Here is a 23513-nt window from a genome sequence, read left to right on the forward strand (position 1 = left end):
GTGTCTTAATGAACATATTTATCATAACTCAAATTTATAAAGAAAGTGTGAACAATATTTAACACTGTAGAGAAAGGCTTATACTGAATTTGTTTACTATTCCTGAACCGAAGAATAAACAGTCAATCTTTGTTTCAGGTCGCTTCGCGAGTGAAACCGATCCATTCCATGCTGTAATCTGTCTATATCTCACTCAACCTTTCAACGTTTTCGCCCTCTGAACCAGACGGTCTTTATAAACGCCGCCGTCTGTAGAAGAAGTACCGTCCAAAAGCTGATCCAGAGTGTGTTGATCGTGAGTGCCAATCCCTCGATGTAGTACGCAAAGAGCCACGTGTGCAGAAGAACTAAGAACCACATTGTGGTCGATCTTTTCTGTATCCATGACCAGCCGCTTTTGAGCCAGCGCTGGCTGGCATCATTGGAGGTAATCGCCAAGATGATGGCATAGACGAGTGCGACCAGACCGACGACGTTCGCAAGGTTGAAAGCTCCCCCTCCGATCAGCATGTCAGCTTCGCCACGCCCGGGGTAGAAGAAGCCACGCCAACCTGCCCAACCATACGCTCCTTCCCAGAATATCCCTACGTGTACGACAGCCGCGATGGTGGCCCATATTCCCGTCTCCCTACGCCATGCCAACGCTTGACTGGCTGGCCGCCAAAGGCGGGCGAGGGGACCGATTGCGAGCGTCACCGCGTACAAAACAACGGAAACGTTGGCAAATGCGCGATTCCAGCTGTGGATGTTGTATTCAAAACCGCCGAAGGCGTTGAGGTATAGGACTACGAGGATCCACATGGTCGTCGCAGACGTCACATGCCGGAACAGGAATATCCGGTTACGACGCAAGCCTGCCCAAGCAGAAAGCATCACGAGGAAGCCACTGGTCAAGGCAAGCAAGGTAGATCCTGTGAGGAAAAATGACTGCCCACCACCATGACCGACATGGCCCTGCTCAACTCCCCCGAAGAGCAATTTGGATATCAACGATCCGATAAACAGTAGAGCCATGACGATTCCGATGGTCCAGATTCCAAATATCTTTTCCCATCGCTTTGTTTCGGAGGGTTCGCGAATGTTGGGGGCTGTGTCCTCTAGCGCTCGTTGTAAAAACAATTTTCTTATCATTTGTTTCATTTAGATATCCTCCTTTTTATTTTCATGACTCTTAGTGGCCTTCATCACCGTGGTCCCTTTCACCACTACGAGTGCCATGATCACCATCGCCATGGTTATGCTCACGACTACCGTTACCATGGTCGCCACCGTGGCCTCGTTCATCAGAATCGTTACCATGCCCTCCACTACCGTGGTTACTCTCATGACTGCGGTTACCATGATCACCATTACCATGGTCATGCTCATTACCACCGTTGCCATGACCACCGCCATGCCCGCCATTATTCTGCTCACCCCCGCTGAAGAGAAGCATAAAGAGGAGTGATCCAACAAACAGAAAGACTATGACGATTCCAAAGGTCTTAAACATCTTCTCCCATTGTGATGTTCTAGGAGAGTCACTTGTGTTTCTATTAGAGTCTGGTAATTTGCTCATGCTATTATCGTTAACCTCCTTTATTTGTTGACTTCCTTTCACGCTTTTCATTTTATACATGAAACCTTAAATGAATCTGAAATGCTCAATATAAATTTAACGAGATTGATTTAAGATTCATTAAAGATTTGCGTGCTATAATTGGCATAAAAAGGCCTCCCTAAGCACTTAAATGCATTGAAAGGATTGTAGTCCAATATGAGAATATTAATTGTAGAAGATGAACTCCGTCTTGCAGAAGCTTTAACACAAATATTAAGGAAAAATCATTATTCCGTTGATGCTGTTCATGATGGAAGATCGGGACTAGATCACGCTTTATGCGGTATATACGATCTCATCATATTGGATATTATGTTGCCTGAAATGGACGGTATCATGGTATTGAAAAATATAAGAAAAGAAGAAATCCCTACACCCGTTATTCTACTGACAGCCAAGGGGAAAATATCTGACAAGGTTACAGGGCTGGACAGCGGGGCTGATGACTATTTAGCCAAACCCTTTTCAACAGAAGAGTTGCTAGCAAGAATACGATCGGCAACAAGGCGTAAAGGCGAGCTGTACCAGGATCATTCATTAACGTTTGGAGATATCGAATTAAATACAGCAAATCTTAAGTTATCGAAAAATGATAAGGATTTAAAACTTACATTAAAAGAAAGCGAATTATTGGAGCTGCTCATATTAAGGAACAAAGCTGTTACATCTAAAGAAATGGTCATTGAAAAGCTCTGGGGGTTCGATTCTGAGGCTGAGTATAATAATGTTGAGGTGTACATTTCCTTTTTAAGAAAGAAATTGGCTTTTCTCAATTCATCCGTGGTCATAGCAACCATTAGAGGAATTGGGTATATGCTGGAGGTGAAGTCGCGTAGTGTTTAAAAAACTTAGAAATAGATTTCTTATTCTAAATATGGTAATCATTTCAGTTGTGATGCTCATTTCCTTTGCATCCATTTACTTCATCACATATGAAAACATGCATAGCGATATAGATATGGAACTGAATAGAATTTCGGACCACCTCCGCAATCACAATGGAACTCACGGCCATACAAGATCGGAATTTGCCGATGAACAGGCAGATCATGCGACGCATCCACCCCAGCATTCTGTTTCATTTTCTGTCATAACCGATAAACAATGGAACATTACAAATGTAGCATCTATATTCGATATGGATCGTGAGTTTTATGAAAGGGCAAAAAAAGAAGCATTAATTCAAAACAAGGATACAGGAAAATTCAAGTTAAATGGAAACGATTGGGCCTTTGTGGTGCAGCCTGTTTCTGAAGGATACATGATAGTATTTCTTGATATAACATCTCAACAAGCCATTATGACGAATTTAGTGTATACATTTTTAGTTGTTGCACTGGTCATGTTTATTATCATTTTCTTTATAAGCAAATTCTTTGCAAATAGAGCCATTCATCCGGTAAAGGAGGCTTTTGACAAACAGAAACAGTTTATTGCTGATGCCTCACACGAGCTTAAAACACCGCTATCCATTATAGACACAAATGTGGATGTCCTTTTTTCCAATGGAGAAGACACAATAAACCATCAGTCAAAATGGCTTCACTATATAAAATCTGAAACTGAAAGAATGACGAAGCTGACAAATGATCTTTTATATCTAACACAAATAGATTATTCTGATATCATCACGACTTTTACAAAGTTTAATCTGAGTGAAGCAGTGGAAAGTGTTATATTGACAATGGAAGGTGTAATTTTTGAGAAGAATATTTCACTTGATTATGAAATAGAGCCTAACCTAGTGACGCGCGGCAATAGTGAGCAAATCAAACAGGTTGTGATGATACTTCTGGATAATGCCTTAAAATATACAAATGAAAACGGTTCAGTAAACATTTCGCTTAAAAAAAAGCATCATAAATACATTGTTTTAACGGTTTCCAATACTGGTGAAGGCATTTCAGCAGACCATCTAGAAAGGATCTTTAACAGGTTTTACCGTATAGATAAATCTCGTGCACGTAAATATGGAGGATACGGCCTTGGTTTAGCTATAGCCAAAGCAATCATTGATCAACACAAAGGTAGAATCTACGCCAATAGTGTTATAAAAGAAAATACTACATTTTATATTGAACTTCCCCTTGCGTCACAGCAGTAAAACTTTGGGTTAACAGCAGATATACTTATGAGCAATGTGCGTTTTATCAAAAAAACAAAAGAAAGGGAGGCTAATCGCCTCCCCTGCGCTATTTCAGCAGCCTAAAAGAACTGAATTACCAAAATGTTCGCCTTTCCATCTTCCACACTTTAATCCGACTTATGATTTTCCAAGTTACAGTTAAATTTAATTTTTTCCACACGATAATCCGAATACCCTTAAATTCGAAAGAGTTCACTAATAAGTGAGCTCTTTTTTAATATCTCGGTTCTGGTAACATTGATCTTAATGGTGCTAACATAGAAAATGTATGTTGATACGCCCCGTAAAAGATATCACTAGCTTTTTTATAAGAGGATGGAGAAGTCTCTTCCAATTCCCCTAGTTCATGCAGGATTAGAGCTTTTGGTATACTACTTTCGTTTTCAAGAAAAGTCAAAGCCTTCTCTAAAAAAAATTTTTCTAACATTTTATTTCCTTTATTCTCCCGTACAAATGTGGCGTATAAATGGTACGTTTTAAAATTTAATCTTTCCTTTGGAAATCTCTCCACAGAATCCAAACATATCTTTAGTTGTTCTTCTACATCGGAATACCTTTTTTCTTTTAAAGCAAAATGAATAAAGGTATGGCAAAGGTTGAGGTACATTGGAAATAAGTGTTCTGGACAGTCCTCACGCAATGCTTCGTGAGGGAGAGAGTCCTCCATTGCTTCTAATTCTTTATCATATTTATTTGGATACACCTTGAATAAATAATATTTACATTGAATTGTAAGCATTAGGTTTTTAATAACATCTTCTCTTTCGAAATAATTATGACACTCTTCAAGGTTGGTATAGGCCTCTTCTGGTTCCCCATTAGAAATTTGAATTAAAGCTAACATAAGTTGAGTGACATATTTTAATCCACCTTCAGTATATTTAAGGGAATTATTTCCGTATTGGATAGCAGCGTCTAAGTGAGCCACACTCGTTAAATAAATACAAAGGTTAAAATTAACATTTAATTTATTATAAATTGATGCGTTCGGGTTATTATGAACAAAATACAATGCTTCATTAGCACAACCTATCGCTTTCGAAATACCTCCTTTATCATAATGAATATATGAGAGGGCATTGTAAGCCCTAATTTTTAGGTCAACTTCATGATCTGAAGCTTCACTTATATTTATTAAATAAGTAAAATATGTAATGGCAAAATTGTAATTTTTTCTTTTCATGTTTAAATGACCGATTGCAAAATAGTAATCAGCCAAAAATTCTTCTAAATTATGTTTTTCTATTTGTTTCCTAAATGCGACTAATCGTTTTTTTGCGATACGTAAATCGCCTAACGAAATTAAATTTTTAATCTTTTTTATGTATGTTTTAAATTTTGCGTATAATTCTTCATCAATAATTTCTATAATTGGAACATCTAAACGTTTTGCTATAAGCTCAATATCTTTTTTGTATATTCTTTTGAGGGTCCCATTTTCAATATTACTAAGTTTACCCAAAGAAAATAAGCCTTCAGCAAGCTCCCTTAAAGTCATTCCTTTTCTTTTTCTTATAGCCCTAATGTTCTCACCTATTTTTTTTGAACTAAATTCAAAAAATTCAGTGTCATGTTCACTATAATGTTTCTCAGTTTCCATAAAAGTGCAACTCCCATAAACATAAATAAGAATTTAAATATATCCTAAGTCCTAATATACCCTAATATTTAATAATAAGCATACACTGTATTTTCTTCATTATAATATTTAATTGTATAAATTGGTAGGACAAATGGCTTATTAACAAAAAAAGAGCCTATTTAGAATTTCTAAACAGACTCGTCTTTTTACCTTTGGAATTGAATAACATTATCTTGAACTTCGGCCTTCTTTTTAGGAAGATGGGTGTTAAACTTTGAGAGCTCATAAATTAGTTTTTCTCTATCCCACACTTCAACACCATTTACCTTTGCTAATTTATAGGCTGGGCCAGTTAATGTTGAGTTCGTAACAACCATCGCTTTATCTGCCTTATAATAGCTTTTGGAACCGACAATCTGTTGTACAGCATCTATCCCAACTTTGTTTTTATACCTTTTAGCTTGAACAACAGTTTTTATACCATCTTTCTTTAGAACAACATCCGCTCCGTAATCTCCTGTATTTCTTGTTTTTTTGGCTTTGTAACCTAGTTTTGTAAACATATATGCAAGATATTCTTCAAACTCGAATCCATCCATTTGGTCAATGACAGTCATATTTGCTCTTTTGAAGTGCTGTTTCTTCTTTATTGTTGGTATGATCTTAGTGATAATAATTATAGACACAATAAGTAGTGGAATAAGCATCCACCAATCTGCGAAGAAGGTATCTACATTTCGTTGTGTTAGAAAAGCATCGAATCTAAGCATTTGGTGTTGAACTGGGGGAAAGCTCAGGATAGTCCCAAAGACAAGAACGAAGGCTACCCACCATAAGAAAAGTTTAAATGGATTAAACATACCCCATACCACCAAAACCACAATGAGCAAATAATTCTCCAACTTCCTTATTAGATAATCCTAATTCCAATCTCGCTTGTTCGCGTGCAAATACATGAACTTTTGGAGCAGCTCCCTTGTAATAAAAGTTGGCAGCAATCTTAGAACGTTTACGGAGGCCGATATTTGTTGACATTCCCGCTTTTATCATTTGGTGCATTTCTGCTAATAGGACAGCTGCCTCCTCACGAGATGTTTGCAACCATATAATCTGATCCTTTTTATCTTCCATTTCACATTCCTGGATTAACTCTTGAGCTTTAGGGTATTTACTGAAATCAATTCCCATAGAACATTCCCCTTTCTTTTATAAGTTTAATAATGAATGATGAATTATTACATCTCGTAACTAAATGTATTTTCATCAAGATACTTTTCTTCTCCCAATTCAAACAATTTTGTTCGTAAAGATAAAAAATAATTCTCTCGTAAATCAATATACCTTTGGTTTTGCTCTTCAGACAAACTACCTTCGCCTATTTCTTTCTTAATAGAATGAACTCATCAAGTGCTGTTTCATTTTGAATATTTAGCTTATCTAAATCCAATAAACCCCCCTCACTTTTTTTTGCTTACATTTAGTATGCAATGTTTTACATTGACTCGCAAAAAATGAAGGGGGCTTTTTTAATTTGCTTCTTCGTACTTTCTTGATAGATATTGAACCACTTTTTCGATTTCCTGATCATTCACGAAAGCTGATTGAAGTCTAACTTTTGGTGTATCTGTTGGTTGATATAAGAGATCCCCTCTCCCTAATAAATCTTCAGCTCCAGCTTCATCAAGAATTGTCATTGAATCAGCATTAGATGAAACCGAAAAAGCAATACGACAAGGTAAATTTGCCTTTATATTCGTTGACAATACCTTTTTATTTGGGCGTTGGGTTGCAATGATCAAATGGATTCCTGAAGCCCTAGAGAGTTGTGTTAGTCTTGTAATATGCTCTTCTACTTGTACGTCTGTAGTCATCATTAAATCGGCTAATTCGTCAATTACGACGACTAGAAATGGGAGGTGTTCAGTTTCAGGATCGTTTGCTACCTTCTCCTTATAGGCCTCTAAGTTCCTTACACCATGTTTCTCGAAGATGTGATAACGTCGCATCATTTCATCGACTAATCTTCTTAAGGCTTTTTCGGCGTGAGCAGGATCTTTCACAATTGGTCCGATATTATGTGGGATATCCTCATATACCGATAACTCAACTTGCTTAGGATCAATGAACATCATCTTTAAATCTTCAGGCGGCAAAGAGTATAGCATGGAGCAAATCAAACTGTTTATGAGAACACTTTTTCCACTCCCGGTTTGACCTGCTACAAGTAAGTGTGGCATTTCAGCAAGATTTGCGATAATTGGTTCCCCTTCAACATTCACTCCAATAGGAAAGGATAATGGTTTTTTATTCGCTAGGTACTCAGGACTCTCCAACATACTCCGCAGATAAACGATATTAGGTTTTTTATTAGGAACTTCTATCCCGATAACGTTTTTTCCAGGCACAGGAATTAGCAATGTGATACTCGTTGCCTTTAAAGCAGCTTGTATATTCTCTTTAAAGCGTTTGTATCCAGTTATATTTACTCCTGCTTTCGGACGTAGTTCATACCTTGTAACTCGTGGCCCTCTAATGACATTCACAACTTTAGCAGGTTTCTTTAGAGCTGCTGTTTCATCTTCAATGCTTTGGATTGCTTGTTTAACATCCTCTGTATAAACCATGTCTTTGGGTCCAGCCTTCAATAAGTTTAATGGGAGATGCAAAACATTCTTGTTTGGGAATCTGAAATCCATCTTCTCGCCATTCCAAACTAAAACTGCATCGAATGTTCCCTCTTCCTTCTTCGGAATATCCTTTATCAGGTTTGTTTCCCCTTTTTTAAGGTACAGCTTGACGTTCTCTTCAGATATAGCAACACCTCTAATTGCTTTAGGGAACGTAAAATTACAACCTGTTTTGGAATAACCGCTACAACCATAAAACCTCCCTTTGTCTACTACGTTTTCATTACATTTTTTGCACGGTCCAAAACTTTTCAGTTTAACTGATTGTTCTTGAGTTCTTTCCTCAACCACTTCTTTTTCAACATCTTTCTGTGGAGAGGGATTATCTGGTTTCGTTTGTGCTTGAATCTTTTTGGAACCTTTAGTTGACTTCTGTGTTTTATTTTCATGTCCTGTCCCCATGTCTTTCATCAAATGCTCGTTATTTAAAGCTTCCTCAACTAGCTTTTGGGCAAGTTTTTTACTTTGCTCTACAAAGGCACTATGATTAGCTTGACCTTTTCCGATTTCACTCAATCGCTTTTCCCATTTAGCTGTTAAGGCGGGGTTAACTAACACTGACTCTCCCAATGCATGAATAAGCATTCTTCCTTTATCTGTGACAAAGACTTTGTTCTTTTTGACTGATATGTATTTCATATCTTTTAAACGAGCAATGATGGACGCTCTAGTAGCCTCAGTACCCAATCCTTCTGTTTGTACCATAACCTTTTCTAACTCTTTGTCATCAACTGATTTACCAGCTGTTTTCATTAAGGTTATAAGATCCCCTTGCGTGTATCTTGAAGGCGGTGTAGTTTCCCCTTCTTTTATCTCTGTATCAGCTGTTGTTCCTTCTTCGCCTTCCCTAACGTCAGGAAGCAAAGTATTCTCTTCTTCGGACGGTTCTTCTGATTGGCCATTTGGAAAAACAACTTTTCTCCATCCCTCTTGAATCATAACTTTACCTTTTGTTTCAAAACCGAATTTATCATCAGATAACGTTACGATTGTTGTGTAATCAAAGACAGCCTTGTCGTAATGAGCTGCAATCAATGATTTTGCGATTAAATCATAAATATTTCTTTCTTCATGGGTTAGATCATTTAGGTTTGGAACGTTTTCCGTTGGAATTAGAGCATAGTGGTCTGAAACCTTTTTAGAGTCTGTGTATCTTTTGTTGTTTGAAATATTGCTTATAGGTGTAGGAATCAACGACTGATACGGCTCTTGTTTTCCTAGTAAATCCAAAACATCGGGAAAGGTTCCCGCTTCCCCTTCTGTTACATATTCAGAGTCTGTACGTGGATAACTGATATGTTCTTTCATATATAATTCCTGGCATATCTTTAATACATGCTCAGGTGAGTATTTATAGCGTTTATTTGCTGTTGATTGTAGAGAAGAAAGGTTGTAAAACTTCGGTGGATGATACTCCTTTCTCTCTGTTTTTACTTCTTCCACATGCGCGTGTTTCGATTGGCAATACTCCGATAAAGCTACCGCTTCTTCTTTTTTCGTCAATCGTGTTACATCATCTACAAAGAACCTACCTCTATACTTCTTGTTATTGATATCAAAGTCAGCATATACTTCCCAAAATGGTTCGGGCTTGAAATTTTCAATCTCTTTATCCCGTTTATCAATCATGGCTAAAACACAGGTTTGCACCCTCCCCACGCTGAATGTATCTTTATAACCATTCCGCTGCCAAAGGATACTGTAGGCTCTCGAAGTGTTAATCCCTACTAACCAATCACTATAGGCTCTACTCATGCTTTCATAATACAAACCATCATAATTAGAAGCGGGTAATAAATTACGAAATGCCTTTTCTACTGATGGTTTTGTTAGGGATTGCACCCACAATCTTTTCATGGGTTTTTTAATACCTGCCATTTTAATAATAGTACGGGCTATACCTTCACCTTCACGACCAGCGTCGGTTCCTATAATAATTTCATTCACTTTAGGATCTTTTAAAAGTTTTTTTATAATGTTAAACTGCTTACCCTTACCTTTAGATAAGGTGTGTTTAAATGTTTCAGGTATAATCGGCAAATGCTCAAGGGACCATTTCTTATAGGATTCATTGTATTCCATTGGATCAGCGAGTTGAAATAAATGACCTACCGCCCAGGTGATGTACCCTCCAGCCGGAAACATATTATTAGGGAGAATTTCAATGTAACCATCATTCCTTTTGGATTTATAGGGGGCAGATAATTTATTTGCTTGATCCGGTTTCTCAGCAATTACCACAAACACTATTAAAACCTCCTCTTCAATTTAAAAAATAATTGCTTCATCTTACTTCAAATAACAGGACTAAACTTTGACTTCTTTTAAACTCATAAATTGTATTCATAAATTTGACCTCCTTTAATCGGCACAAAAAAAGCACACTTCTACCAACGACGCGACGCAATGCGTTACTGGTAAAAGGGTGCTTCCCTCTTAAATATTTTGTTAACTTAATTATACTTCAAAATCTCGATAAAATCATCTGATTATTGATTTTCCTCAAACCATTTTGTAAATTTTTCAGGACTATTCCTTAGTACACTAAGTCCATCTCTAATTATGATATCAAATTGTTCATCGGACTGATCATTTATATTAGTTCGTTCAATCGCCAACTGCAATAAACTTTTTGCTTTTTCTACCCTATCTTCTTTTACATATAAGTAAGCAAGTTGTACTAATGTTCCGATATAACTATCAATGCTATCAAAATGCCCTGTAAAGTCTTCTGGAATTGCTTTGCTATATATGCTCAAAGCTTTCTCAAAATATTTTTTCGCTAAAACGAGATCTCCGTTTTTTATGAAGCTACATCCCATCGCTTCTAAGATGATCGGTTCATTTGACATTTGAAAAAGAAGGTCTCCCATTTTTTTGACTTCATCTATAGGGAAACTTTCAAATAGGACACCTTCAAAAAACGATGGAACAGATTCCCCGCTATTAGGAGCACAAAAGTAATATAGACCATCTTCCCTTTTTTCAAGTTTAACGTTCCTGTCAGCAAATTTACCTAGATGCTGTGTATTCCAGTCCCTTCTCTTTCCTCCTGTTAATTCCCTGTGTAATAATACCCTTTTGAAAGATTCGGCTTGTCCAACGTTCCATAGAGGGGTTGATTTTAGTTTAGCATATGGCTTTGGGAGAACACCCTTCTTTTTAGCATATGCTCTAAACTTATTTCCTTTCCAACCTACAATATCAGCAAATTCACTTGAACCAATCGGCTTCTGAATACGCAAAAACTCACTAGAATAATGACGATAAAGTCCGAAAAGTATTTGTATTTTAACAAAATCTTTCGGTAAATCCCTTAATTTTTTCAACCTAGGAACAAGGAACCTCCACCATCTTTCTATGTAGTTATCTTCCTCTATATACCATTTACTTTTCATGAATTCAATAAGAGGTAGTATTGCATCAACCCCTTCTCGTTCTACTTCCATCACAGTTTGGTCTAATTGGAAAGCAAACTCATAATCTTCGATCTCAAAGGTGATGAAATGTTTATAAGCAGCTAAACATTCTGCTAAGTCCCTTGCAATTGAATAAGGTGGTTTTTCAGGTTGTTTGTCATGTTTAACCTCACTATCACCATCACTTCGAAATAAAAAGCTCATTTCATCAACCATGTAATCTCCTCCTCGAAAAGTTGCTTTTAGCAACCTGTTGTAATTCAATTGTATCTTTTCGAGTTGCTAAAAGCAACTTTTATTTATGTTATTTAAGTAAAAAACTCTCTTTTGCCATTGGTAACGGATAAGAGAGTTTTTTCATCTACTTTAGGAAGGTGTGTTTAAAATATTCTCAATTCTATCTTTGATACTTCCATTACTCCATTGGTTTCTTGCAGGGTGAGGGATGTCCTCGATGACTTCCCAAGCAGGAGAACTAATATTTGTATCTTTTAAATATTGATCAGCAAAGCGACCACATGGTATTATTGTGCAGGATTGTTCTGTAAGTCGCTCAAGTCGTTCTTTTAATTTATTAGTTATTATAGCCCTTGTCATGTTCCAAGCTTCGGAACGATGTTTGAATTGCATATAATTGATTCTCAGACCTTCAAGTATTTCCAAAAACTCTTTGTACTGTTCCTGGTGTTCTATACTATATGCACTGGCTTGTAGCGGGATTTGACAAACATTCATTAACCCAATTCTGCTTAGGACTAATTGATGATCGTAAAATCGTTGGTTCCCTATTAAAATACCTAATGCTTCAGATAGCTGGTAGTCTAAAATTATTCTAGTCATTCCTTTCCCTGCTGAACCGGACACAGGGAACCCATGAATCAATTCATCTTTGTGAGGGGATTCAAGGATAAAAATATATTTGTGATTAGATGTGACGATATCTTCAACTAAGTAATTGTTAGCAATTAAGGATTCAAAAGTATGATTTATTCCATCCATTTTTACATCTATCTCCTTGCAAATATTATAGTAATGTTCTAATTATAAATAAATCGTCGATTTCCTAATGGACGGATTGGAACTGTAAAAGAAGAATCATCACTTGTTTGTTTAGTTGACATGAAGATAATAAGAAAAAATCCTCTACTGTTTGGCCGCTCTCTAATGTTTTAATGACTGTTCTGGTCATAGTAATTTCTCCCATCAGTTTGTTCTGCGCGTAACACTTTAATATATCCATATCCATCTAAGAGCCAATACCCGTTTCCTATTAATTCTTTAATCATTTCAATCTTATATTTCGGTTTTTTTTCATACCACTCATTGAGAGTGGATAACTTAATAACTTCTAAGCCAATGTTGAACTTCTTATTAAATAATAGGTTAATAATTTTAATGTGTTCGTTTGTTAACTCTTGGTCAGAAATAACCCTTTGAACTAAATGCTCCATGACTTCTAAGGTATTTGATTTTAAAACAATCTCAAATTCCTCAGAACTTTTATGGCGAATTTCTTTTACCCTTTTTAATCTTTTGCCGATATACACGTATTTAGTGTACAGCATTTTAACAAGTAGCTTTTTATCCCTCTTTGTGAGATCGGTCTTAGGATTGATGGGTATTAACGCTTCCATATCCTTTTTTAAAAGACACTTATCACCAAAATAGATTACAGGAATAAACATTGCATTAAGTAACAAACCGTAGCTTAAGACAGCTAAGGGTTGTCCACTAATGGACCACCCCACAAAGTTGACTATACTGTAGAAACCATATCCAGCGAAATATGCTATACCAACAAATATGACAACCCAAAGCGGTATATAAATGAATGACTTGTATGGTGGCATACCCATCCAGCTCCTTATTACTAGTTGATTAAGTCTAGATAATCATCATTTAATGCTAGTCCAGAAATATCATGTAGCGGTAACTGAAAGCTAGGAGTTTTAGAAAAGAACTCATATAATGCTTCCATATCTATTACCCATGATTTTTTCGGGGATTTATTCATTAGTAATAGGGAACGATTAGAAACAATCCACTCCAATATTTGTTTGTTCGCCTTGTTGATCTCTAATCTAAATGTTCCTCTATAACTTGTTTTCTGAAATTCGTCATATGAGTATAGGTATTCGCAGCAGTAAAAAGAACGGTTTTTAGAGGTTACTACACAAGAAAGTTGTTTGTAATCGACACCTTGAGTTAAATCACAATTTTTTGGACGTTTAATAGGCTTCTTTGGAACAATATAAAAGCTATCAATGGGTGAAGGTCCATGCGGATCACCTAGAAACCCCCACGTTTTCACATCATCAAAGGATGATAATGTTTTTTGAAGTTCCTCCTGGTTCATCTCTTGAAATCCTTTCCCCATATTTTCTTGGTACATAAAATCAGTGTTCAATTAAACCCTCTCCTTTTGATGGAATGTTTTTGGTGTTTATATTTTATATGGTAGCACCATCAAAAAGGGAGCGCTAATTTTCAAAGGGTATTTATTACATTCCAATATCGCAAGGGGAACTGTAAGCTCTTTTGTTGAGTAACATTTTTCAGGTGCACTTCTATTAAGTGCATTTCAGTTTCGTGCTGTGTTAAAGAAACATCATATTCCGCGAGGATTCCATAAACGTCCATCATCATGAGTATAGTTATATTTGAGAATCATTCGCTCCCTATCGACTAGAAATTCTTTAACAGACATCCAATCGTAAAGTTCGTCATTTTCATTTGAGGTAGGATGACAACTCTTTGTAACCAACCAATATTTTTCTGCGATAAATTCAACAAGTTTCTGTTTATCAGTAATTGCTGTTAATTTTTGAGCAAATTCATATTCATCTTTATTTGTTAAGTCGTTCTTAGTCGATAATGTCTTTTCAACCTCGTCTTAACTGCTTAATAATTAAATTTCATAATGATTATCCCCTTTCTTATTGCGTAGAACTTATATTTAGTAAAACACTGATAGACCGATACTACCGACGAATAACCAAAAGATGAGTTTTAATCCTACAGTCAGAGCAACTAGGATTATGCCCCATATAGCTAACTTCCGAAAATGCCCCTTTAAACCAATAACACCTAATATGATCCCCACTGGCCACAACGGTGCAAAAAACCACCCTATTAACGGAATAAAACCGACTAGCAAAGATACGATTCCAATAACAAAAGCTAAGATACTCGCTTTATTATACAAAGCACTCTGCGGAGTTTGATTTTGAAGGTTAAATAAATTGTTATTCGTATTAATAGTATTTCTGCGCTCATTTCCATACATCCCAGTAATATTTCCTACGTTAATATTTTTTCCTACACTATCTGCTGGCCTACTTTTTTTAAACATTATCAACTCAGCCCTCCTATTTATAACTTGTTGTAAACTTACTTTGATTCTAATTACCGGGATTTACACCAGTTTTGATCCGAATCCAATGATGCCAACGCTTGTTGTATTCGTTAACCCAATACTCAGCGTTTGTTTTAAACTTAAAACTAAAGTAGAAAGAGGTTGCAGTGGCAGTAAAACTAAAAAGTATTCCTAATAAAGCGTACGGGAATGGGACATACAGCAAACTTAACAATGAGATTACTAGTACAAACATACAAGCAATATTACATATTTTGGTGTTCCTATAGATTCGTACTGTTGTATTTGTTAACTCCACAATCTCTTTATGCTCTTTTTCAAAACCAACATATAATGCATCTAAATGAATATCATTTAGTTTATTGTTCATTCATTCTCAACCTCCCCCTCTAAATCTGATCCATCAGAAGGTGCAAACCGATTTTTAATCCCCTCTTCTATAAACTCGGTTACGATATCCTCGATTGTTTTCTCTTCCGCTTCAGCTAACTTTTTCACTTCTTCTTTTAAAGCAGATGGCACATAAGCATGGATGGATTCTAAATCACTTTCCACTAATACACCATTAGGACGGACTAATACTTTCCCTTCAGTAATATGGTTTTTTAATAAATCAATTTCATCTATATTTTCTGTTTTATCTAATGGAAATAGCGTTGGTTTAACTTGGAGTCGTATCGTATTCTCTGTAGTTTCAAGCTTCATGTTTTGTGGTCCCGCTACCTTGTACACCATTTCAATTACTTTGTAGACAGTTGACTTAATTTGCTTTGGAAAAGGAAATTCAAATTTGGCATACCCTCTTTTCGTGCTTTGTTTACCATACTTTAGCTGAAATATTGGTTCGTATCCTTCTCTTTCAAGTCGGAGTAAATAATCAAATTGTTTCTCTTCTTCAGACACAGCTTTACCGTCATAAGAACCGTTAAATTCAATGATACGAGCTAATTCATTTGTATCTTTATGTCTAAATGGTTGAAACAAAAAGAAGCGGGAAGTTTTAGAGTGGAAGACATTTTTCTTCTTCTTATCCTGGTAATGCTGCATGATAAAGTTTTGCAGGTCATCATTCTTAACAAAATGCCTCACTTTCCCTTTATACATTCTTTGGTACGAAAGTAATTGCCCTTCTTTTATATATCGGAGGACAGTTGTAATGGATACACCCAGCCTATTGGCTACATCTTGAGTGGAGAGATCCGGCTTGATATAACGATGTCTTACTTTTTCAATTTCACTTTCAGAAAAAATGAATCCCCCTTCCAAATGCCAATTATCTTTGTTAACAGGAATTAAATCTCCTTTTTTAACATGATTATAGATGGTGTGTTCACTTACACCCAGCCTTTTAGCAACTTCACTTGTCGTTAAGTGTTTCTCATTTGCCCCCATACATACTCCAACTCCTTATAGGATGATTTTTAAAATAAATGACTTCTTAGCCTCTAAGTCTTTCTTTACGCAATAAAAATGACCTTCCATAAGAAAATCGGGTCCGTTAGATCATATAAATATTTTTTCGAGTCTAACATCTCCTTCCAGTCAATTTTCTTCACTACGCACCTCTAAAAACATCTATTACCTATATCATACCATTAAAATGAACATTAAGACATAATAAATACTATAAAAGAAACTATAACATAACAGAAATTAATAACCTAAACAATATATAGTGTAAATTACTAAACACTATATATTTTATAATGTTTAATGTAAAAAATAATGAATATTTTATTCAAAAGTATAATCTATACATAAAAAAATAGTAGAAGATATATAATGTATAAGTGGTAGTATATTAGTATTGAACTATAACTGAATAAAAAATATAACGAATAATATAAAGATATAATTAATCCTGAAAAACCTAATATAACAGTGTTTAATAACTTTTTATATTTTTACGCGGAGTTCGATTGAGGTGTTATATTTGGTTTCTGTCCCGATGTTTTTTATCAAATCCTAACCAATGGAATAACAATTCTTTCGTAACAAGAAACTACCGTTTTGTTAATTGTTTATAAACATAATACAATTATCTGGTTAATTTATAACTATAATAGCTTATTATATTAAATACTAAACATATATTATAAAACACTAATGTATAATAAATTAAATAACAAATTAAATGATATTTAATTATTATAAATTAAATATGAATAATTGGCGGTTATTATTATTTTGGTGTATATCACGTTACAATTAAAATAGTACATAAGTATAGTAGTTATGCGTGATATAATAAGAATTAAATAAAATAAATGAATATTTATTAGGGAGGGGTTATTCTTGCAGGTAGTACCATTAGTAACTTTACACAAACAAGTTGGAGTGTTTGGATTTGAACATTTAGTGATAGGGTGTAAAGATACAGAACAAAAGATGAAAAAAGTCATGGTGGAGCCATCTCACCTATCCTTAGCAACTGAAATGATAGATCAAAATGAACGTGAAGATGAAAATAATCCCTTTCGTGGTTTTTCTGATCTTGGCATGATTTATTATTACGTTCATAAGCCGACTCATGCAGATAAGGATAAAAATAAAAAAGAGGACACGGTTAATGAATATCTCCGCGATATTTCGCAATTCTATTCTCAGCTGCTATATAATGAAGGGTTTATGAGAAGTGATGTGAAAGATTTTGAAGAGGGTTCTTTATTGAAGAATTTAAAAAAGCGGCACATTCGACAGTACCAGGAGTGGCTAAAGACTGTTCAGCAGAGAGGGAAAGAAGGCTATAGTTTAGCAACCCGTTCCCGTAAGGTGACAGTATTAAAAGGATTTCTTAAGTGGTTACATGAAGTGGGGTATATTAAAGAACCTGTTTACTCAGCGTTTCTTAGCAACAGCCTTAGAGAGAAAGATAGAATCAGGAGAGATTTGAGTTATGAAGAAGTAAAACAAATTCTCAATTTTTATAAAGATAATCCCATCATTTTCGCGGTATTAAGTGTTCTAGCCACAACAGGATTAAGGGTTCAAGAGATAGCAAACGCAAAGTGGAATGATCTTTATTACGATAGTGATGATAAGACTTATTATTTAAGCGTCATCGGTAAAAACGATAAGCCGAGAGATGCTATTATTTTCGATAATGTGTTCGAGAGGATCCAAAACTTCAGAAACCGAAGAAGGCTAAATGTTGAGCTTGATCCAGCCGATGACTCTCCTTTGTTTACGACAAAAAAAGGAACAGCATACGATTATAAGTATTTAAGTGTATTTGTTAAAAAGGTCATTGAAAGAACTGGTTTAGAGTTCTTGAAATACAAGCCTAGTGAAGTGACTCCCCACCATTTTAGACATTTCTTTGCTCAGTATAGTGCGGAACAAGGAGCTTCACTCATTTATATCCAACGCACCCTGGGACATGCGAGCTATCGCACGACTGAAATTTATTTGGAGAAAGACTTGAAGAAAAAGAATAATGTTGCTAGACAATGGGACGAGAGTAAATTTTGATAAGGGGGGGTACAGTCAGGAAAATGCGGTTATCTGTATAATGCTCTTCTATGTTTAAATCCGTCTCATGGTGCAACAAACCATCCAAAACATGAATCGCATCCCTTGAATTAGTATGAATGATCTTTGTGTAGTAAGAAGAAAATTGATCACTAGTGAAACGGTAGATGGTGGCTCCTTTCCCCGTTCCATAATGTGGATTTGCATCTGCATGTAGTGATGAAACTCCTAGCTGCATTCTCATACCATCTGACGAGGATGTTGTGCCGTCTCCCCAATAAGAAGACAATTGTAGCTTGTGATGAAAATTTACTAATACAGCTTGGGCTTTATTCATTGCGTCTTCATACATGCGCCATTGAGACACATTGGCTAGTTGCTTATATGTAAGCCCGGGTGTTGCTTCAGCCATTTTGCTCAAGCCAATATTCATTCCCATTCCTAAAAGAGCAGCCATAATAATGATTGTTTCTTCTTTATCTGGTTTTCGTTTGTTAGAAGCATGTGTAAATTGCTCATGAAATCCTGTTATATGGGCAACATCCATAAGTAAATCGGTTAATTTTATTCTTGGTAGCATCTGATACAGGCTTGCACTAACTTTCTTTGCTTCTTCTGGAACATCTTTTTCTAATCGTGCAAGTGACAGCTTTCCTTTTTCAAGAGAAACTCCATCTAACTTGTTGGAATTAGCAGCTAACCACTGTAACCTCCCATTAAGGCTGCTAGTTCTCTCTGTAATATAATCCTTGAATGATAAACTAACCGATAATCTTGTATTCTCCTTCGTTTGATTCCATGTATCTTCGGAAAACAAATATTCCTCAAAATCTCTATATTGTCTACTGCCAACAATAGAAACATCTCCTGCCCGAACATGCTCCCGAAGTTCTGTTAAAACAGCCATTTCATAGTAATGACGATTAATTGTTGTACCATCATCCTCGTATAAATGCTTTTTCCATCGTTTTGAAATAAAATCCACAGGTGAGTCATCAGGCACTTTTCGCTTTCCGGATTCGTTCATTCCTCGTATAATCTCGACAGCCTGTAAAAGTGGCTCATTTGCCTTTGTAGAATGGAATTCCAATACTCTTAATAGCGTTGGCGTATATTTTCTTAGTGAATAAAACCGTTTTTGCAGTAAGTCCAAATAATCATAGTCGGCAGGACGTGCAAGCTCCTGAGCCTCTTCTACAGAAGAAACAAAAGAATTCCATTCAATAACAGATTCCAAAACCTCAAAAACATCTAATTTATCCTTTTTTGCTTTGATTAAAGCCTGTCCGATGTTCGTAAAGTGTATAACCTTCTCATTTAGCTTTTTACCGTTTTGTTTCTGAATTTCTTCTTGTGCCTTACGGCCTTTTGATAACAGACTTAGTATTTGTCTGTCATGAATTTCAAATGCCTTATCCGTTAACTCCTGAGTAAGATGTAATAAATAGACGGTTAATATCGAATATCGTTTATTTTCTTGAAAGTCACGAAATGCATAAGGCTCATATCTTGAACCTAAGCGAGATAGCTGTAACAGGCGATTGCGATGCAAATGGCTAATTTGTACCGTTTCTAATTCCATTCCTCGTATGTATTCAAGTCGTTCTATTACTTTTAGAAATGTTTCGGGCGAAGGATGACCCGGTGGTTCCTTTAACCAACCCAATATCGTTTTATTGGATTCGGATGGATGCTGCGAAGTAATGATCTCTTCAAGCTTTTCTTTTTGTTCATTTGTAAGAGATTTACTTACCGTATTAAATAGCTTCTTTTCAGCCATTGCCCTTGCTTCCCACACCATTCTCTCAAGTGTAGTGATAGCAGGCAGTATGATTTTGTTTTTTCTTAGAAAATCTATGCATTCATGCAGTAGATGAATGGCATCACCATTTTCCAAAGCTAATTGATGAAGGTGCTTAAATGTCATTCGATATTCACTCAGGGTAAAAGTTACAAAGTTGTATTCACTTCGTATTTCTTTCAAATGATCCCAAAGTGTATTTTCTCTTTGAGGATAATGACTTAGCGAAGATGGAGTGGTACCGATTTGTTTCGATATATAATGTATGACTGTATCTGGAATACTTTTGATATGGGTGTATGGCCAACCGGGATACCGAAGAACGGCTAATTGAATAGCAAACCCTAAACGGTTTTCTTCTCTCCTTCTCTTATTAATGATTTCTAAGTCCCGTTTGGAAAAAGTGTAGTAGGTTCCCAATATCCACTCATCTTCAGGAATTTGCATAAGAACTAGTCTTTGATCTGGCGTAAGTAATTCTCTTCCTCTCGCAATTTTCATTCAGTATCATCCCATTTCTGTATTTTCAGTTTATTAGTTCAATTATATATCAATAGAGTGTACTCTATTGATACAAGTATAGTAGACTGATAAAATCATAGTTAAGAGTGTCTCATAAGACTTGTCTCAAAAACGAGGTGAAATTTTGCAGAAAATCGGTTATGTACGCGTCAGTTCGACTAGCCAAAATCCTTCAAGACAATTTCGGCAATTGAACGAAATTGGAATGGATATTATTTATGAAGAAAAAACTTCAGGAGCCACAAAAGATCGTGAACAACTTCAAAAAATGTTAGAGGATTTACAGGAAGGTGACATTATTTATGTTACAGATTTAACTCGGATCACTCGAAGTACGCAAGATTTATTTGAATTGATTGATTTAATACGAAATAAAAAGGCAAGCTTAAAATCACTTAAGGATACATGGCTAGATTTATCAGAAGATAATCCATATAGCCAATTCTTAATTACGGTAATGGCTGGTGTTAACCAATTAGAGCGAGACCTTATTCGTATGCGTCAGCGTGAAGGAATTGAGCTCGCAAAGAAAGAAGGGAAGTTTAAAGGACGGTTAAAGAAATATCATAAAAATCACGCAGGAATGAATTATGCAGTAAAGCTATATAAAGAAGGAAATATGACTGTAAATCAAATTTGTGAAATTACAAATGTATCTAGAGCTTCTTTATATAGAAAGCTATCGGAAGGAAAAAAATAAGCATTCATTACTTATATTAAAAATTTCCGGGGATTGTGAAACAACGTACCTAACCAAGCAGCTATTTCTATAAGGAAGTATCAATATTTGTTTATCTAACTAGGCACGATCATCAAAGGGTTCCGAGTACATTTTAACGGAGATATACGCTAAACTCAGATTTAAAGCAAGGCTGTATTTTCCGAGAACACTTTATAAAAAACAACCTTAGTCAATCACATAAAATGTACCCTATAGAGTAGACACATTAAAAAAGTGACTATTCTATAGGGTACTTTTCTGTATAATTTAAACAAAACGGGATGAGGATTTGAATTATGTCAAAAGATCTGTTTACAAGTAAGGAAATAGAGATTTTATCTAATAATAAATATGTAAAGTCAGTGAGTATGAATTCTATTACATATACGGATGAATTTCGTTTAGTTTTTATTACCGAGTATGAGAAAGGTAAAATTCCCAACCAAATATTTCAAGAGTGTGGGTTTGATATAAGTATTGTTGGTTACAAACGCATAAAAGCTGCTTCTCACCGATGGAGGTCTAAATTTAAGGACTCAGGAATAGATGGAATTAGGGATACACGTAAAGGAAATTCAGGGCGTTCTAGTAGTAAAGAGCTTTCTTTAGAGGAAAAATATGAAAGAATGAAAGCAAAAATCAAGCTATTGGAAGTAGAAAATGAATTATTAAAAAAGCTAGATTTAGAGGAGAGGAGGCTGAGGAAAAAGAAATAAAACTATCAGCCGAACAAAAATACCAAATTATCAAAGAGGTTATAATGAAATATAAACTCAAGAACATGGTTAAACACTTATGTGTTGAAGCTGGTGTGTCGCGTTCAGGCTACTATAACTATTATTCTACAAAATCCCAGGAACGGAGAGCACTGCACGATTTCCGGGACGAAGAGATGAAAGAGGCAATATTAAAAGCATATCATTTTAGAAATCGCAAAAAAGGTGCACGTCAAATCAAGATGACATTAGAAGGTCAGTTTAAAATCGTTTATAACTTAAAGCGTATTCGAAGAATCATGAAAAAATATAATATTGTTTGTCCTATTAGAAAGGCCAACCCGTATAGACAAATGATGAAAGCTACCCACGAACATAAGGTAGTGCCCAATCTATTAAAACAGAAACTTCAAGCAAAATATACCTGGTAAAGTACTACTTACAGACATTACATATCTATTTTATGGAAATGGAAAGAAAGCATATTTATCCACTATTAAAGATGGTTCTACAGGTGAAATATTAGCTTATAATGTTTCTAATCGTATTACATTGGACCTGGCAACAGACACACTGCGTAAACTGAAAAGTAATAGGAGAGTAAAGTTAACTAAGGATGCATTTATTCATTCTGATCAAGGCTCTCACTATACAAGCCCAATCTTTCAAGAAATGGTCAAGAAATATAAATTAGGCCAATCTATGTCAAGACGAGGGAACTGCTGGGATAACGCACCACAAGAGTCGTTCTTTGGACATTTTAAAGATGAAGCATACATCAAACCATGTGAAACACTGAACGAATTAAAAAAGGAAATAAGAGAGTATATGACCTACTATAATAATTACAGATATCAGTGGAACCTAAAGAGGATGACTCCTGTTCAATACAGAAATCATCTTCTACAAGTAGCTTAGTTATTTTTTTATAATGTCCTTTACAAAGGGTACAATTTACACAAACGAAGGTTGTTTTTATAAAGTCATGGTCTAATTAAAACAATTGCTGTCCCAAGAGCATACTTGAGACTGAAAAGGCACCAGCAGGTGGTAAAACATTAGTATATATGGGAGGTCCCAAACGGGGTGTAAAGGTTGTAGCAATCCAATTTCCATATTCACCAGCCAGCAAAGAGGGAGGTTTCATTATAAACCGTCCACTTAAAACGAAATGCCGAATGCTTATAGCGGTCTCATCAAATATTGTCAAGTTGCCAAAAAAGGAGGCATATGGTGAATCGAAACTTATTTGTTTAGCTCTTTCGTCCCAATACCCATTAATCGGAATAGGTATACCACGAAAATTAACTGTACCTACTACTTTGTTGTCTACAATGGAATCAATGGTAAGTATACCTCTAATAATGGATCTCCCCGCAATAGAAGCATCAATCCCCCATACGGATGGAAAGGGGATACTGACTTTGGCTGTCTTTGGAATTTTCAAAATTAACCTCTCCTTGATTATTTAA

20 protein-coding genes and 3 pseudogenes are annotated in these 23513 nt (G+C 35.7%); 5 read left to right on the forward strand and 18 right to left on the reverse strand.

All coding sequences use genetic code 11. The features are described from left to right. Positions 1 to 201: 201 nt before the first annotated feature. Positions 202 to 1140, reverse strand: a complete 939-nt coding sequence (locus J2S74_RS14585) for a hypothetical protein (RefSeq protein ID WP_307326624.1) — start codon at positions 1138 to 1140, stop codon at positions 202 to 204. Between the two features lie 31 nt (positions 1141 to 1171). Next, positions 1172 to 1558 carry a hypothetical protein gene (locus J2S74_RS14590; RefSeq protein WP_307326626.1) on the reverse strand — a complete coding sequence of 129 codons (387 nt, stop codon included), beginning with the start codon at positions 1556 to 1558 and terminating at the stop codon, positions 1172 to 1174. Between the two features lie 198 nt (positions 1559 to 1756). Here J2S74_RS14590 and J2S74_RS14595 point away from each other — a divergent pair, with 198 nt between their 5' ends. Together J2S74_RS14595 and J2S74_RS14600 are read left to right on the forward strand one after the other, a co-directional pair. Next, entirely contained in the window at positions 1757 to 2443 is a 687-nt protein-coding gene (locus tag J2S74_RS14595) for a response regulator transcription factor (RefSeq protein ID WP_307326627.1), read from the forward strand. Next, positions 2436 to 3704, forward strand: coding sequence for a sensor histidine kinase (locus J2S74_RS14600; protein ID WP_307326629.1), 1269 nt, complete (start codon positions 2436 to 2438; stop codon positions 3702 to 3704). Before J2S74_RS14595 ends, J2S74_RS14600 begins: the two co-directional genes overlap by 8 nt. Before the next feature lie 256 nt (positions 3705 to 3960). On the opposite strand, the gene J2S74_RS14605 is transcribed toward J2S74_RS14600, so the two are convergent. The 14 genes and pseudogenes from J2S74_RS14605 to J2S74_RS14665 all read right to left on the reverse strand — a co-directional run bounded on the left by J2S74_RS14605 (position 3961) and on the right by J2S74_RS14665 (position 16202). Continuing rightward, complete coding sequence (locus J2S74_RS14605; protein ID WP_307326631.1) at positions 3961 to 5346, reverse strand: helix-turn-helix domain-containing protein; 1386 nt, start codon at positions 5344 to 5346, stop codon at positions 3961 to 3963. A gap of 188 nt (positions 5347 to 5534) precedes the next feature. Next, entirely contained in the window at positions 5535 to 6188 is a 654-nt protein-coding gene (locus J2S74_RS14610) for a restriction endonuclease (protein ID WP_307326632.1), read from the reverse strand. Then, positions 6181 to 6516, reverse strand: a complete 336-nt coding sequence (locus J2S74_RS14615; protein WP_307326634.1) for a hypothetical protein — start codon at positions 6514 to 6516, stop codon at positions 6181 to 6183. The genes J2S74_RS14610 and J2S74_RS14615 overlap by 8 nt, the downstream gene beginning before the upstream one ends. 47 nt (positions 6517 to 6563) lie before the next feature. Continuing rightward, positions 6564 to 6692, reverse strand: a complete 129-nt coding sequence (locus tag J2S74_RS14620) for a hypothetical protein (RefSeq protein ID WP_307326636.1) — start codon at positions 6690 to 6692, stop codon at positions 6564 to 6566. 162 nt (positions 6693 to 6854) lie between these two features. Next, positions 6855 to 8024, reverse strand: a complete 1170-nt coding sequence (locus J2S74_RS27435; RefSeq protein ID WP_370876015.1) for a DNA translocase FtsK — start codon at positions 8022 to 8024, stop codon at positions 6855 to 6857. Continuing rightward, positions 8004 to 10262, reverse strand: a pseudogene (locus tag J2S74_RS14625) (type IA DNA topoisomerase); the annotation flags it as partial. The gene J2S74_RS27435 and the pseudogene J2S74_RS14625, both read right to left, overlap by 21 nt. Positions 10263 to 10504: 242 nt before the next feature. Continuing rightward, positions 10505 to 11650 (reverse strand): hypothetical protein, encoded by a 1146-nt coding sequence (locus tag J2S74_RS14630; protein ID WP_307326640.1) that lies wholly within the window; start codon positions 11648 to 11650, stop codon positions 10505 to 10507. Between the two features lie 150 nt (positions 11651 to 11800). After that, positions 11801 to 12433: a hypothetical protein gene (locus J2S74_RS14635; RefSeq protein ID WP_307326642.1), complete on the reverse strand. Its 633-nt coding sequence runs from the start codon at positions 12431 to 12433 to the stop codon at positions 11801 to 11803. A gap of 64 nt (positions 12434 to 12497) precedes the next feature. Beyond that, positions 12498 to 12623: a hypothetical protein gene (locus tag J2S74_RS14640; RefSeq protein WP_307326644.1), complete on the reverse strand. Its 126-nt coding sequence runs from the start codon at positions 12621 to 12623 to the stop codon at positions 12498 to 12500. Then, positions 12604 to 13284: a hypothetical protein gene (locus J2S74_RS14645; protein ID WP_307326646.1), complete on the reverse strand. Its 681-nt coding sequence runs from the start codon at positions 13282 to 13284 to the stop codon at positions 12604 to 12606. Before J2S74_RS14645 ends, J2S74_RS14640 begins: the two co-directional genes overlap by 20 nt. A 20-nt stretch (positions 13285 to 13304) precedes the next feature. Next, positions 13305 to 13841, reverse strand: coding sequence for a hypothetical protein (locus J2S74_RS14650; protein WP_307326648.1), 537 nt, complete (start codon positions 13839 to 13841; stop codon positions 13305 to 13307). Between the two features lie 549 nt (positions 13842 to 14390). Next, complete coding sequence (locus J2S74_RS14655; RefSeq protein ID WP_307326650.1) at positions 14391 to 14786, reverse strand: hypothetical protein; 396 nt, start codon at positions 14784 to 14786, stop codon at positions 14391 to 14393. A 49-nt stretch (positions 14787 to 14835) separates the two neighbouring features. Continuing rightward, positions 14836 to 15180 carry a hypothetical protein gene (locus J2S74_RS14660; RefSeq protein WP_307326652.1) on the reverse strand — a complete coding sequence of 115 codons (345 nt, stop codon included), beginning with the start codon at positions 15178 to 15180 and terminating at the stop codon, positions 14836 to 14838. Beyond that, complete coding sequence (locus J2S74_RS14665; RefSeq protein WP_307326654.1) at positions 15177 to 16202, reverse strand: helix-turn-helix domain-containing protein; 1026 nt, start codon at positions 16200 to 16202, stop codon at positions 15177 to 15179. Before J2S74_RS14665 ends, J2S74_RS14660 begins: the two co-directional genes overlap by 4 nt. Positions 16203 to 17105: 903 nt before the next feature. On the opposite strand from J2S74_RS14665, the gene J2S74_RS14670 reads away from it, so the two are divergent. Then, positions 17106 to 18281: a tyrosine-type recombinase/integrase gene (locus J2S74_RS14670; protein WP_307326655.1), complete on the forward strand. Its 1176-nt coding sequence runs from the start codon at positions 17106 to 17108 to the stop codon at positions 18279 to 18281. A gap of 31 nt (positions 18282 to 18312) precedes the next feature. On the opposite strand, the pseudogene J2S74_RS14675 reads toward J2S74_RS14670, so the two are convergent. Beyond that, positions 18313 to 20583 (reverse strand): annotated as a pseudogene (locus J2S74_RS14675) (Tn3 family transposase); the annotation flags it as partial. Between the two features lie 145 nt (positions 20584 to 20728). Here J2S74_RS14675 and J2S74_RS14680 point away from each other — a divergent pair. Then, complete coding sequence (locus J2S74_RS14680) at positions 20729 to 21304, forward strand: recombinase family protein (RefSeq protein ID WP_063385374.1); 576 nt, start codon at positions 20729 to 20731, stop codon at positions 21302 to 21304. A 317-nt stretch (positions 21305 to 21621) separates the two neighbouring features. Beyond that, positions 21622 to 22959 (forward strand): annotated as a pseudogene (locus J2S74_RS14685) (IS3 family transposase). 76 nt (positions 22960 to 23035) lie between these two features. Here the strand turns inward: J2S74_RS14685 and J2S74_RS14690 are convergent. Next, complete coding sequence (locus J2S74_RS14690; protein WP_307326664.1) at positions 23036 to 23488, reverse strand: hypothetical protein; 453 nt, start codon at positions 23486 to 23488, stop codon at positions 23036 to 23038. Between the last annotated feature and the right edge of the window lie 25 nt (positions 23489 to 23513).

Origin of the sequence: Evansella vedderi (genome assembly GCF_030813435.1) — a bacterium.
Lineage (GTDB): Bacteria > Bacillota > Bacilli > Bacillales > Salisediminibacteriaceae > Evansella > Evansella vedderi.